Raw genomic sequence first — 14,299 nt, 5'->3', positions numbered from 1 at the left:
ATGTTGGATATCGGTTTGCGGGTTTTCTCAAGGTTGAACTGAGATCAGAAATAACGGTGTACGATGCGGATCTTCCGCGAACGGGACATGTCGCCGGGATTCGTACCGGGCACACCCTCGGGAATTTTGCAGTCGAAGCGTTTGAAATGCTCGATCCAGAGCGGACTGACCTCTCCCGAGTTTTTATCCCGGAAGGTCATTGGAGCCGACCGGAAGATCGGTTTTCCATTGGGCTTCAGGTAGCAGGCCTGAATCAGCTCGCTGCAATAATAATCGTCGTCATCGGGATCGAAGACGAAGTCGTAACGCTTACCCAACAGGGCCTTGATGCGATCCATAGCCTGCGGGATGCATCTCCGCAGACGGGGTTTGAGACGTCCGACCACGACAATAGGCTTTCCGTCGGACATCAGCGACTGACGGAAGAAGGTCTCGATCGGGCTTTTGACCACCCCATAGGGGATGGCTTCGAGCACATAAATCTTCCCGTCCTCGATACAGACCGCACTCACATGGGTAAATTCCAACCGGTCGATACCGGTCGTCACGTTCCGGATTGCCTCCGTATAGGCACTCCGGCCGTTGACCTGAAACAGCAGGTCGCCGGTCTCAAGCGGGAAGGCATCCTGAGCCCGGCAAATGCCGACGGCCGCCATGGCCGTCGCAAGGATCAAAAGGGTTTTACGCATGATCACACCTGGAAACGTTCAAAGATGCGGACCGGCCCTTCATGAAGCGGGACGATCCGCATCCGGATTACTCAATTGGCCCGATAGGCGACGACCTTACCGGGGATTTCGGTTTCGACCTCGGAGAGGATCTCGGCATTGTCGGAGGTAGCATCCAGCACGTACATCTTCGACGTTCCGGCCGTCTGGTCGTAGGTGAAGAGCGCCGTGTAGAGTTCCGTTGCGCCGCTGGGCTGCTGAGGACTGCTGCTGACCACTTCGACGACAGTGATCGGTTCGGCGAACGAACGGATGATCTGCGGATCGGCCTGCGACTCGTAGCTCGTCCGCCACAGATCCGCACCTTTGGCAATGTACAGGTAGTTGAGCGGCATCTCGACGCTGTTGGTGAACATACGGCAGTCGCCGGTCATGCCTCCGGCCCAGGCCGATATGTCCCGCTTGGAGACGAAGGTGATCATATCCTTCACGCCGCTGCTCTGCTCATAGGTGTAGGTGTAGAGCTGGCAGGAGGTCCCCTTCATCACCGCAACGAAGAGTTTCAGAGCCTTTTCGCTGCTGCTGGGTTGTCGGCAGACGCCCACAATCCGGTCGGCCGAGAGCGTCGAGCCGTCCTCCTCGGGCAACGGCTGGCAGAGATAGCCCTGGTTTTCGTTGTAGCGGTAGTAGCAGATCTCGCCAGAAGTGCGACGCAGCACGGAGAAGTGCATCAGATTCATGTAAGGCGTCGCACCCATGATCTGTGCCACACCGGATTCGGTCGGTTCGGCTCCGTGAAGGATCATCTGGTAGGAGGACTGCGCCGAGTAGATGAAGAGCGACGTACCGACGAGCAGTTCCTGCATGAATCCCGGATAGAAGGACTGTCCGTTGATGACCGCCTCGGGCTCGCCGTCGAAAATCAGATCACCGACCGTGCCCTGAAGATATCCGAGCGGATAGCTGCCCGTTTCGGAGGTTTGGATGACAGCTCCGCAGGCGGGTGAACGATCCGTATAGATAATCAGGTCGGACGATGTATAGGTCACACCGCAGACGCTACCCTCGATGGTTTTCGGAGCATTGTAACGCTCGAAGATTCCGGTGTAGAGTGACGTGAAGGCCTCGGGCGTCGCGGGATTGGACCCCTTGACCGATCCCCACTCGACCGTTCCGTCGGGCTGTTCGTAGACGAAGACGCCGATTTTCGGCGTGATGGCCTGCACGATCTTCACCTTCAGGATGGCTCCCGTGGAATTCTGCAGATAGTAGCACCAGCTTTCGCCGCTCGACACATTGTCGATGGCCAGCCAGAAGTCGGTCTCCTGATTCGAATTGAAGAACATCTTGTTGGTGCGCTCGACCACCCAGTCGAGTTTGAGCCCCGAGGCGATGGTATCACCGCCCATGACCCAATGGAACGAGAAGTCCGAGGCATCGACTCCGGGTTTGAACCGTACCACGGGGTCGATCGTCAACGGCTGCTCCTCAATCAGATCAAGCGTATAGAGATTCTCGGTTCCGGGCAGCGACACGCCCTCGATCGCTTCGATCTGACTCCACATTCCGGTGAAGTAGCTGCCCTTGTCCTCATAGCAACCGCCCGCAGCGAAAGCCGTCAGAAGCAGAGCGGTCAAATATTTATACATTTTCATCATCGTGGCTTTTATTCGTAATTGATACTGCCCTTGAATTCAACCCGGCCTCCGTCGGCGTCGCAGGTCGGATTGTCGCGGAACCATTCGTAGGTTCGTTTGCCGTAGGCATAGAGTTGAGCGTTGCTATCGCGGCGCCATTGGGCCGAGGTGATGCCGTTGAGTTCAGCGAACTTTTCGGCCTTCACGGAGAGATAGGTCCCGCCATAATCGGTAAGCTTGTTCAAGCCCCAGAAATAGGGTTCACGCAGGAAGTCACCGCCCGAGATCTCGACACCGATATTCCGGTAGTCATCCAATCCGGCAACAAAGTTTCCGTCAGGAACCAGTTCGACCACCAACACCCCTGCGGCACGATCCGCCCGCAGGCGGTCGAGATGGAGTTTCACCACCACCGAATCGGCATACTGTCCGGCGTGCAGGGTCTGCTCGGCGGGCAGCGTGTAATGCACCCCCTCGACGAGATTGCCGTAACACTTCTCATCGACCAGACGCACCCGGTAGGTACGATCGTAATCCGCCACGGCTCCGGAGAGATAGACCGGGAGCTTGCACTCGCCTTCGCTCAGCCCGGGATAGAAGACCGCATGTACGCGCACGGTATCCAGTTCGGGATCACTCAACGACCCGGGGATGAAGAAATTCTTGACAAAGTTCAGCGATGGGTGTTCCGAGTCGTAGACCGGCACCTCCACCTTGTTGCAGGCCGCCAGCAGGACGAGTACGGCCACAACCGGGAAAACATATCTTTTCATGACAATCGTCGTTTAATAGGTTCGACCCGCGTTGAACTCCTTATCGGGGATGTCGGGCGTATACTTGTTGGCGTCCATGGTGAAGTAGTAGGTGTAGTCGGGCGTCTGGTAGAGGGTCGTAAGCCGGGGTTCGTTACGGCGCTTGTAGGCATAGAAGAGCTGCCCGTCGCCAAGCGTTTCACGCCGATACTCCAACAGAATCTCCTGACGAAGGCCTTCGGGGTCGGACGAATTGTAGATGCCACCCTGGCGCGCCGTCTGCAACTGCTGAAGCAGTCGCAGCCCCTCGGCCGGACTGACGGCATCGATGGCCGCCTCGGCTGCTATGAGGTAGGCTTCGCCAAGTTTGAGCAGGGTCACGGCCTGTTTCGGATAGAGCGCCACATCCTCGGCCTTGCTTGACTCGCGGATGTACTTGCCGACCATGCCCGAGGGGTAGACGGTGCGCTTCCAGAGACTGATCCGGATATCGCCTGCGGCCGAGAAGAAGGCCTCGGGAGTCATGTTCGGAGTGGCACTCAACCAGTTATTCGAGGCAATGCGTCCAAAATACCCCAATCTCGTCCCGGACGAACTGACGGCATCGCGCATATTCTCGTCCAGTTCATCCGTAAGCACGGCAAAGAGGTTCTCCATCGGGCAACTGCGATCCACCGGGGTTCCGTTGCTGTCGACCTTGGCGCGCTCGGCATCGGTAATGAAGTGGATTCCGACCCCCTGCGCCTGTTCGATGACCTCCATGGCCGCATCATAAGCCTGCTTGTTCAACCCCCGATAGAGGAACGATCGGGCCTGCAGCAGCTTGACGGCGTAGTAATTGAGCTTGTAGCACCGGTCGGTCGTAAACATGGTCGTGTAGTAGCTCTTGCCCGAACTGATCGGATCGTTCTCCTTCATGATCCGGGCCGCCTCCGCCAGATCGGCATCCACCTTGTCGAGGATTTCGTCGGTAGTCGACGACGGGGTGAAGGTCAGCGCATCAAGCGTATCCATATAGGGGATCCGCCGGGCCGTACGGCCGTTCTCAGAGAGATAGGGAGGCTGGAACAGACGCACCAGGTCCAGATGCAGATAGGCTCGGACAGCCAAGGCCTCGCCGCGGAGCAACTCCTTGACACCCGTCTCGAACATGCCGTCCTCGGCCTTGTCGAGCTCCTCAAGCAACAGATTGGCATTGGTGATCGTATTGTACATCTTGGTCCAGATCTGTTCGAGAGTCGCATCCGTGTTTTCGGTCCGGATCTGGCCGCGGGTATAGTTGAAGGCCGGGAACTGCAGCGGAGCAACCATGGGACCATACATGGGATCGGCGTAGAAGTTATTGGCCTGATAGGTCAGCATGTTTCCGGCTCCGGTAAAGACGGCTCCTCCCATCATGTCGAGATAGCCGCACGTAAGGTCGAAACCGTAGAGGTTGTCGTCGGCCATCTTGATGTAAAGACCGGCCAATGCCGAGTAGAAACCGTCCTCGGTGTCGAAGACCTTGTTGGAGGTGATCTCCGACCGGGGATAGACATCGAGCCACTTGGTGCACGAGACGGTGCCGGCGGCCAACAGGAGAATCACAGATAGGTATTTTGTTTTCATAAGCGTTCCGAATTAGAAGTTAGCCTGGAGAGTGAGCGTGAAGGTACGGGCATAGGGATACGAAAGGCCCCGCTCCTGCCGGATGGTGGATACGTAGAAGAGATCGTTGGCCGAGAGGGCGATCCGGAGCATCGACATACCCAGGAAGCGTTTGTCGGGCCGGTTGAGGTTGTACATCAGTCGGATCGAGTTCAAACGCCAGTAGTTGTTCTTCTGCACGAAGCGCGAGCTGGCATAGGTCTTTCCCGAGACGTTTGCGCTGCGGTATTTGGCCACGTCGCCCGGTTGCGTCCAACGGTCGTAGAGCGCCCGACGGTCCATGTTGTAGGCGATACTGTTGCTCGACGAGTTGATCGAGGTATTTTCGATACGGTCGACGAGCGTCTGGTTGTACATCTCACCGCCGAACGAATATTCGAAGCTGGTATTCAGCGACCACTGCCTGTAGCTGAGGTTGATGCCGAAATAGCCGCGCAGATCGGGTTCCGTATCCCCCACGACCACCTGATCGGCAGCATTCCACGTGAAGGTCCGCTTGCCATCCCGGGTGATGAAGATCTCCTGACCGGTACCGGGGTCAATGCCGGCCGACGGGACAGCGTAGATGGCCGTGAGCGACTTGCCCTCTTCAAAGAGGAAGACGTTTTCGATCTTGGTACCGGAGGCTTCGGTCTGCTGCTCCATGACCTGCTTGTTGTAATCCTTGAGGGCCTCCGAGAGGTTGGTCAGCTTGTTGCGGTTGTGCTGACCGTTGACGAAGAAGTTCAGCTGCCAGGACTTGGTGCGAAGCGGCGTAACCGAGAGGCTGAAGTCAAAACCGCGGTTGGCCACGTCACCCTGATTGGCCGTGTAGGAGGAGAATCCCGTCGACGGCAGGATGTCGACCTGAGTGATATTGTTATCGGTCGTATTCCGGTAATAGTTGAACTCCAAATTGATACGGTTATCGAGGAATCCGAGTTCCACCCCGATATTGCGTTTGAGCGTGGTCTGCCACCGCAGATCGGGATTGGCCAACGACATGAGCTCGGCACCCGTAATACCGTCATACATGCTGAGATAGCGGTACATGTTCAGGATCTGGCTCAGTACGAAGTTCGAGTTGCCGGTGGTACCGATATTGGCCTTCAGGGCCAGGTTGTTGAAGAGGTCACGGTTCATGAACTTCTCGTTCATCAGATTCCAGCGCACACCCACGGCCCAGAACGACGACACGCGCTGTTTGCTGGCGAAGTTCGACGAGCCGTCAAGTCGATAACTGCCGTCGAGCATGTACCGGTTGTCGAACGAATAGTTGACCGTAGCGAAGGTACCCACCGTGCGGACGATGCTGCTGGCTCCGCCCGGGCCACCCGACAGAGGATACTGGGCGGCATCGGAGGGGAAGGTCTGGGCATCGTTGAGGAAACCCACCACCGAATAACTGTCGCTTTCGGTGAGATCCTCCTTGATCTCTCCACCCAGCACAGCCTGCACGGTATGACGTCCGAAACTCTTCAGATAGGAGAGGTTGACCATGCCGTAATAATCCGTCGACATGCTGCCGTTGCGGTTGTAGGATCCGCGGCGGTAGAGTTGTTCGATCGAGTTGTTGTCCAGACCGTCGGAGATGGCCGAACTGAAGGGCGAAACATACTTCTCCGAGGTCTGCTCCTGACGGTTGTAGGTGAACGATCCGCGCACGCGGAGGTTATCGACGATCTCCCAGTTCAACCCCAGCTGATAGGTCAGTCCGAGGTTGTGCCCGCGGGAGAAGCTGTTCCGGTGTTCGGCTTCATAGAGGGGATTGATCTGCGTACCGAGGATTGACGTACCGATGTCGGTCCAGGGATAGTTGTCATAGAGGGGGATGTTGGCCGCCGAAAGCGTCGGGAAGAGTTCGCCGTTGCTGTCCTTGATCCGGAAGAGCGGCAGGAGTTGCGTATAGGTCGAGAAACTGCCGTAGGGCGAATCCTGCGTATTGGTGAATTCGACCTGCAGATCACTCGTAATCTGTAACTTGCGGGTATCATAGATCAGTTTGGCACCACCCCCGTAGGTATTGCGCAGCGAGCCCTTCATCACACCGTCGGAGAAGTTTCCGTTCAGGTTGATCTGATAGCGCAGGGAGCGTCCGGCCTCGGGGCGTCCGACATCCGTACCACCCTCGAGGAAGAGCGAATGAGTATGCTGGAAGGAGGTTCGCAGCGGCTGGGCGAGCCAGTAGGTATCCACCCCGTTTGCCGCCTCCATCTTGAGCATCGTCAACAGATTCCGCCGTTCGGGATCCACCTCGCCGATGGTGACGTTTCCGCGGGAGAAGATATTCAGTTTCTCGTAGTACTGCACCAGTTCGCTGGCGTTCATGAGGTTATAGGAGGAGAGATCCGGGGTTTCGATCGCGGTATTGAGCGTGTAGGAGACCTGGATGCTTCCCTTTTCGGGCATCTTGGTGGTGATCACCACCACGCCGTTGGCGGCCCGGGAGCCGTAGATCGACGATGCGGCGGCATCCTTGAGGATGGTGACATTCTCCACGCGGTTGATGTCCAGGTTGTAGACCTTCTCGACATCGACCTGGAATCCGTCGAGAATGAAGATCGGCAGCGTGGTATAGGTCTGCAGGGTATTCTCCGAGATATCGGGCATGCTGTTGGCACCGCGAATCTCGATCCGATCGGGGATGTAATTGGGGTTCGAGCCGAATTCCCCCGTGATGTCCGACACCACGAACGACGGATCGTAGACCTGCAGGGCCTGAAGCATGTTCGTCGGATTGACCTTCACCAGATCCTCGCCCTTGACCTGGGTAGCCGTACCCGTGAAGCTGTTCTTGGCCTTGGGGACGTAACCGGTGATAACCAGCGCCTCGGACTCGATGACGTCGGACTTCAGCACCACGTTCAGCACCCCGCTGCCGACGGGCAGCGTCTGGGTCTTCATACCGACCATCGAGAAGACGACATGGGTTTCGTCGGTCGGCACATTGAGCGAGAAGGAGCCGTCGGCATTGGTCGACGTACCGCGCCGCTTGTCCTTGGAGGCCACCACCGTAACCCCGACCATCGGCACGCCGGACTCATCCTTCACCGTACCGGAGACCTTGCGTACCGGAACGGCGCGGGCCATGACCCCCGAAGCGGGTTCGGCAACCTTGGAATCGCGCGAAAGCACGATCGTATTGTTGATGAACTGATAAGTCAGCCCCAGTTTCGGGAGGATACTTTTGAGAATCCGGCTGACCGAAACCTGTCGGGCCGAAACGCTCACCAGACGGGTCGGATCCACCTTGTTGTCGCTGTAAAAGACCTTGTATTCGGTTTGTTTCTGAATCTCCTGGAGCAGCGCGGAGAGCGGCGCCTCCTGAAGCCGGACCGAAACCTTTGCCTCCTGGGCACGAAGGATCCCGAAGGGCATGCAAGCCAGCACGACCAGCAGCAGACACCTCCGCAGACGGCGGAAATTGCCCGATCCCGGGATTTTGTATGATGTGATGTAGCTCATCTGCTTGATATTTTGTTATTGAACAATGGGGAGATACTTTTTCCCGACTTCAGAGATCTGCGAGCCGTCAAAAGCGGTGATGGTCTTGTCGAGGCGCTTGCAGAAATGGAACCGGACGCCTTCGCCCATGAATTCGTAACGATACTGGAGATCGACAGCCTCCATGAGTTGATCCAGCGAAGCATCCTGGGCCAGAACCATCGAAGCGCTGTTGCGTTCGGTCATGAAGTTGTTGAAGCGGGAGATACCCGACACAAGGTCGCCGGACTTGGCGGCAGCCTCGGCTGCCAGGAGGTAGACCTCGCCGAGTTTGACCATCGGGATGGCAGGCGCCGTCTCCCAAAGATCAATCTTGCTGGTCGGCGCAAACTTCGTGCGCATCGTATTGTCGCCATCGATCCATCCGCGCCGGCGATCGTCGGAGCTCAGGTCGTCGAGGCTGATCTGCGACGAAAGCACAACCCCCTTTCCGCTCGGGCCGAAGAGCTCCTCGGAGAGTGCGCAGAAACCCTTCTCGTCCGACGGCAGAGCGAAGATGAACTCCCGGGAGAAGGAGTAGTCGCTGTCGGAGACCGTCCGCACGAATTCATAACCGCCCTTTTCGATGACCGATCCAAGCAGCGTGGAGGCCTCCCGGCAGTCCGACTGTGCGCCCCGGAACATCAGCGCCCGGGCCTTGACCACGGCTACGGCATAATAATTGAGTTTCCAGCAGCGGTCCGCGGGCGAGGTTCCCAACAGCGACATGTCGTCGTAGCCGACCCCCGTTACAACGGGATCACAGGCTTCGAGTTGCACCAGCGCGGCATCCAGTTCGGAAAGGATCCGATCGAGCAGCTCGGCCGAAGTCATCGTCACCGCAGGTCCGTCAACGGAGCCGATCCAGGGAACGAAACTGGCCGAAGCATCCACGGCATATGCCGGGCTGAAGAGCCGCAGGAGTTCGAAATGCAGGAAAGCCCTCAACGCCCGGGTTTCGGCCATCATCATTTCGCGGGATCCGGAGACGAATTCCACGTCAGGATTCCGGTCAAACTGCCGCAGCAGATCGTTGCAGCGATAGATGACGGCGTAGAGTCCGCCGTAGGCCTTGCGGGCGATCGTGCGGGCCATATCGCTGTTGAAATCCATGCGGGTCCAGGCTTCGGCTCCGGTATAGGGGACGAAGGTCTGTGCAAGGAATTCCACGCCGCCCAGCGTCAGGTTGCCACCGTAGAGATCCCGCGAACGCAGATCGGCATAGATTCCGTTCATGTAATCGCGGAAAGAGACTTCGTTGTTGAACAGTCCGTTGCCGGAGGTACCCTCACCCTTGGGTTCGACATCGAACCACTGGTCGCACGACACGAAGGTAAGGAGCATAAACGCCGTGTATATGAGTCTTTTCATGGGGAAACGCGTTTAGAAGGTTGCTTGCAGAGAGAGGATGAAACTCGAGGCATAAGGATAGTAGAGACTCCGGGGAGTCTTGACCGAGGAGACGAACCAGACATCGTCGCACGTCAGACTCACCTTAAGACCCTGCATGCGCATGGCTGCGGCGATCTTCTTCGGGAAGGCATACCCTACGCGCACCGAAGCCAGCGAGAGCGTATTGCGCTTCGACACGAAGCGCGACGAGGCGTAATGCGACGGATTGTCTCCGCCCTGGAAGGCGGCATCCGGATGACTCGGGCTCCATTTGTCGAGAGCTGCGGTCGGGACATTATCGGCCGTCGAGGCCCAGTCGACCGCCTGCTGCGTATAGAGATCGTAATATGTTCCGCGCAGCGAATAGGCGAACACCACTCCCAGATCGAGGTTCCGCCAGGCTGCCGTTGCGCCGAAACGGCCGCGGAGTTTGGGCGTCCGGGACCCTTCGAAGACCAGATCGCTGCTCTGCGGGGTGTCGGTCAGCAAACCGTCGCGACCGTAGAAGAGCTCCCGTCCGGTATCGGGATCAATGCCCGCCGAAGGCAGCACATAGATACCGTCGGCAGCATCACCCCGAACCATCCCGACACAAGATCCCTCGGCAAGGGTCTGGGCAAGGAAAAGATCGGACGAATAATCGGGCAACGCGGTAATCCGGCTGCGATTGGCTGCCCCGTTTACAAAGAGGGTCAGATCGACTCCGTTCCGGTTGTTCAGGATCGTTGCCGCAACAGCAAATTCGACGCCCGAATTGCGGATGGCTCCCCGGTTCGTATAACGGATCTCCGAGCCGAACACCGGCGACTGACTCTCAATGGTCATCAGATTTTTCGAAAGCGAGTTGTAAAACTTCAGCGTGAGGTCGATCGGTCCGAACCGGCCGTCAATACCGACGTGAGCGCTGCGGGTGGTCTTCCACCGGAGCGCCGGGTTGTAGACGTTCGAGTGGAACAGGGTAACCAGACCTTCGCTGTAATCCGACGAGCCCAAACCGTTCAGATAGGGGTTGTCGAAATCATAGGCGTAGAGTGGATTGACCTGAGCATAATCGAACTGATAGCCGGCCGTGGCGCCGTACCCGGCCGACAGACTCAGCCGACTGATGAAATCCGACTCGGGCAGGAAGCTCCGCCGCAGATCGTAGCGAGCCGTTATGCCGTAGGAGCCGGCGGTGCGTTTTTCGGGAGCCAGCCGCGAGGACCGGTCCAGACGCCCCGAAAGATCGACAAAGAGCTTTTGGTCGAAGTTCCACGAGAGGGTTCCGTAACCGCTCAACACCCGCTCGGCCATCTCGACACCTTCGGGGCGCTCCTCGGCATAATACTGGGCAAAGGAGACGTAATCCATGTGGTCACTCGAAATACCGGTTCCCCGGAAGGAGTTATCGGTGTAAGTGGCCGAGTAGATCTCCATGCCAAGCGAAGCCCGCAGCGAGTGACGATTCCACTCCTGCCGATAATCGGCCCAGATCCGCTCCTGATAGCTCTTCAACTCGTTGCGACGAATCCGGTAACTGCCCACCTTTGTAGCCTCATCGGCGGTGTATCCCCGGTAGACGAGCGACGACGGAGAGACAAATTCCGAACGGCGGTCGTAATCGTGCGTCAGGTTGAACTGTCCGGCGATGCTGAAGCGGGTGTCGATCTTCCAACGTACGGTCAGGTTGTTGTTCACCCGAGCGATCTTGTCTTCGGCGAAACTGTTGAGCGACATTTCGTACAACGGAGACCCCTGCTCGGAGAAGGTACCGCTTCCGAGCACGTCATACGGAACTCCACGTCCATCGGCCGCCACATAATAGGGATCCATCCGGGCCCATTCGAGGATGGCTCCGGCGGTAGACTCTCCGGCATCGAACAGGTCGACATTGAGTTCGTTGGAGATCTGGAACGATCGGGTCGTATATCCGATGAAGGCCGAACCGCCGTAGGATTTCCGCTCCGAGCCCTTCATGACCCCCTTGACGGGATTCAGGTAGAGCACGCCGCGATAGCGCAGGCTGCTGTCACCGCCGTCGACGGAGACACGGTGCCGATGCGAGAACGAGGTTCTAACGGGCATGTTGAGCCAGTCGGTCGAACCGTTGGCCCGCACGCCGGCCATCCGCTGATCGTAGAGGGCCTCGTTACCGTCGTAAGCACCCGTACTTTTTTCCCAGTCGAGTTTCTGTGCGGCATCCATCAGATCGAAATTGCGCAGAGAGGCCTTCTGGAACATACCGTCGAAACGGTAGGTCAACTGCAGGCGATGCGCTTCGGGAGTCCGGGTTCGGATCAGGATGGCCCCCTGTCCGGCGCGCACACCCAGCAAAGCGGTTGCCGAAGCATTCTTGAGCAGCGTAACGCTTTCGATGCGCTGCATGTCGAAATCGCTCAGCCGATCCATCGATTCGCTGTGGCCGTCGACAATGACCAGCGGCAGCGCATCCGCCTGGCTCAGATTCCAGGCAAAGGAGCGTGTTCCCTGCAGACTCAGAGACTGGAGTACGGCATTCGGATCGGAGCCCTGATCCGGATCAAATCCGCACAACGAAGGATCGGCCAGTTCGAGCGCACGCAACAGATCGGTCGGATGGAGTTTGCGCAGATACTCGCCCGAAAGGGTTGTTTCCGCGGCATCCGACACCGGCAGACCGTAATTGTCCCGGATGAACCGTTCCTCCTGCGGCCCGTCACCTTGACCAAACAGAAACGATGGGGCAAGGGAGAGCAGGGTCGAAACCGCTGCCGGAAGGATCCATATCCGCCACGTTCCCGGTGCTGGAACGCCCTTGGGATGTTTCCGTTTTTTCGTTTGTAAAGGTTTCGTCATAATGGGAAAAGTTTAGTGGGATTATTTCAGCGTGATACGTTCTCCGTCGAAGTCGATCTTTATGTCGGTGCCTGTAGAGGTAATGATATCGAGGATCCGGTCGAGTTCGCCGCAGCGGGGGAACTGACCCGTGAAGCGGAACCGGTCGAGATACGGAGCCACCTCATAATCGAAGCGATACCATCGGGAGAGCTCCTCGAGGATTTCGGAGATGGTGGCGTGCGAGAAGATAAAGGTTCCGGAACGCCAGGCAAGGGCCTGCGAGGGGTCGACCTGTGTCACCTCGATCGGTTCATCCGACTGCCGCCGGTAGACAGCCTGCTCGCCGGGCGAGAGTCGGACACTCTGCTCGCCGGAGTCGGGTGTCACCTCGACGGAACCTTCCACCAATGTGGTATAGACTGCCTGAGCGGCATCATAGGCCTTGATGTTGAAATGGGTTCCGAGAACCCGGATCCGCTGTCCGCCCGACACGACGACGAAGGGACGGGAGGCATCATGCGCCACCTCGAAATAGGCCTCTCCTTCCAGCATGACAATCCGTTCGCTGCTGTGGTTGGTCGTAAAGAAGCGCAGCCGCGAGGCAGCATTCACCCAGACCCGCGTACCGTCGACCAACGTCACGTCGTACATGCATCCGCGGGGTGTAATGAGTGTATTATAGACCTCCGCGAGGGGTTCCGAACGATCCTCGCGATCGGAAGAAGGCTCCGGACGGTAGGTCAGACTGTTTTCTCCGCTGATACGGGCATTGCCGAGATCCGCCGTTGAATCCGCCCGACCGAGTTCCACGCTTTGGCCATCGGCCAGATAGAGGGTTGGCTGTGCACCTCCGGGACGGATCTCGGCGATTCGGGCCATGACCCGCTTCCGGTGTCCGGTATGCGAATCGTAAATGATGCCGGCAGTCAGGAGCAGTACGACAAGTACGGCAGCCGCACTTTGCAGTTTGAGCATGTAACGCCGGATGCGGGCCCTGCTTTTTCGCTCACGGAGGCGGACCTGTACCTTTCGCCAGGCTTCATCGACATCACACTGTTCGCGGATGATCCGGCGGTTCTCCAGCTCCTCTTCATCGAGGATCCGACGGAAGAGTGCGATCTTGTGCTCACGATTCCACTCCCGGAGTCTGAGTTTGAGTTGTTCGCGCTCCTGATCGGAGGTTTTCGAAACCCAAAACCTCCCCAGCAAGACAGCCGTCCTGACAAATGATATGATATTCCCAACTAACACCGTTAATATAACACTTTAGAAACAAAAAAGGATGACATAAGATCAAAAAAAATTGCAAGATGCTTTTAATGTGCACCTTGCATAGATAAATAATCGTAAGTCCAAAGGCCTGAACAGAAACGACACGGAGAGGAAAGGTCTCTCCTCAGAAAATCATCCACTGATTCGAAAGAATCATGCGCAGTATTTTGTAAGCCCGTGCCTTATGCGTACGGACCGTATTGACCGAAATGCCCAACACATCTGCAACTTCCTGATTGCTAAAACCATCTACAGCCAGGCTGAGCACCCGCCGACCCATTGCCGGGAGGGATTCGATGGCTTGTGCAATAATTACCGAGGACTCCTCCTGCATGATGGCGTCTATAAAGAATTCTTCCGATTGTTTCTGCTTATGACGAGCAATCTGCAATTCGGAATAACGGTTCCGAATCTGTTCATGTCTCAGATGATTGAGACATTTATTGCGAAGTGTTTTATAAAGAAATCCCCTGACAAGATATTCGTTCTCAAAGGTATAACCCTGCTCAAGCAGGGTTGCGAACGCCTCCTGCACCAAATCTTCACACGCTTCATGACACTGCACGAAATTGCGGGCAAAAGAGACAAACATCGGATAATAAGTCCGGAAGAATTCGGGAACCAACTCCTTCGTCTTTTCATCCGATTCCTTGTATGTATCTTTCTTGCACAT

At 57.1% G+C, this 14,299-nt stretch carries 9 protein-coding genes; all 9 read right to left on the bottom strand.

Translation table 11 applies throughout. The annotated features are described in order from the left end of the window. Positions 1-44: 44 nt before the first annotated feature. Positions 45-689 carry a YiiX/YebB-like N1pC/P60 family cysteine hydrolase gene (locus B5E60_RS09675; protein ID WP_087311312.1) on the bottom strand — a complete coding sequence of 215 codons (645 nt, stop codon included), beginning with the start codon at positions 687-689 and terminating at the stop codon, positions 45-47. 71 nt (positions 690-760) lie between these two features. Further along, positions 761-2,323, bottom strand: coding sequence for a hypothetical protein (locus B5E60_RS09670; RefSeq protein ID WP_143260729.1), 1,563 nt, complete (start codon positions 2,321-2,323; stop codon positions 761-763). An 11-nt stretch (positions 2,324-2,334) separates the two neighbouring features. Continuing rightward, positions 2,335-3,078 carry a DUF4843 domain-containing protein gene (locus B5E60_RS09665; protein WP_087311294.1) on the bottom strand — a complete coding sequence of 248 codons (744 nt, stop codon included), beginning with the start codon at positions 3,076-3,078 and terminating at the stop codon, positions 2,335-2,337. A gap of 12 nt (positions 3,079-3,090) precedes the next feature. After that, positions 3,091-4,644: a RagB/SusD family nutrient uptake outer membrane protein gene (locus B5E60_RS09660; protein WP_239403305.1), complete on the bottom strand. Its 1,554-nt coding sequence runs from the start codon at positions 4,642-4,644 to the stop codon at positions 3,091-3,093. 33 nt (positions 4,645-4,677) lie between these two features. After that, the gene (locus B5E60_RS09655) at positions 4,678-8,148 is read right to left on the bottom strand and encodes a SusC/RagA family TonB-linked outer membrane protein (protein WP_087311292.1); all 3,471 of its coding nucleotides are present in this window, start codon (positions 8,146-8,148) and stop codon (positions 4,678-4,680) included. A gap of 15 nt (positions 8,149-8,163) precedes the next feature. Next, a complete protein-coding gene (locus tag B5E60_RS09650; RefSeq protein WP_087311291.1) occupies positions 8,164-9,537 on the bottom strand; it encodes a RagB/SusD family nutrient uptake outer membrane protein in 1,374 nt (457 codons plus the stop codon). A gap of 12 nt (positions 9,538-9,549) precedes the next feature. Then, on the bottom strand, positions 9,550-12,372 hold the full coding sequence (locus B5E60_RS09645; protein WP_087311290.1) for a TonB-dependent receptor plug domain-containing protein: 2,823 nt from the start codon (positions 12,370-12,372) through the stop codon (positions 9,550-9,552). Between the two features lie 21 nt (positions 12,373-12,393). Then, entirely contained in the window at positions 12,394-13,563 is a 1,170-nt protein-coding gene (locus B5E60_RS09640) for a FecR family protein (RefSeq protein WP_087311289.1), read from the bottom strand. A gap of 187 nt (positions 13,564-13,750) precedes the next feature. Then, positions 13,751-14,299: an RNA polymerase sigma-70 factor gene (locus tag B5E60_RS09635; protein ID WP_087311311.1), complete on the bottom strand. Its 549-nt coding sequence runs from the start codon at positions 14,297-14,299 to the stop codon at positions 13,751-13,753.

The sequence above is a fragment of the Alistipes sp. An116 genome (assembly GCF_002161005.1).
Taxonomy (GTDB): domain Bacteria; phylum Bacteroidota; class Bacteroidia; order Bacteroidales; family Rikenellaceae; genus Alistipes; species Alistipes megaguti.
This window is presented reverse-complemented; position numbering and strand designations above follow the sequence as displayed.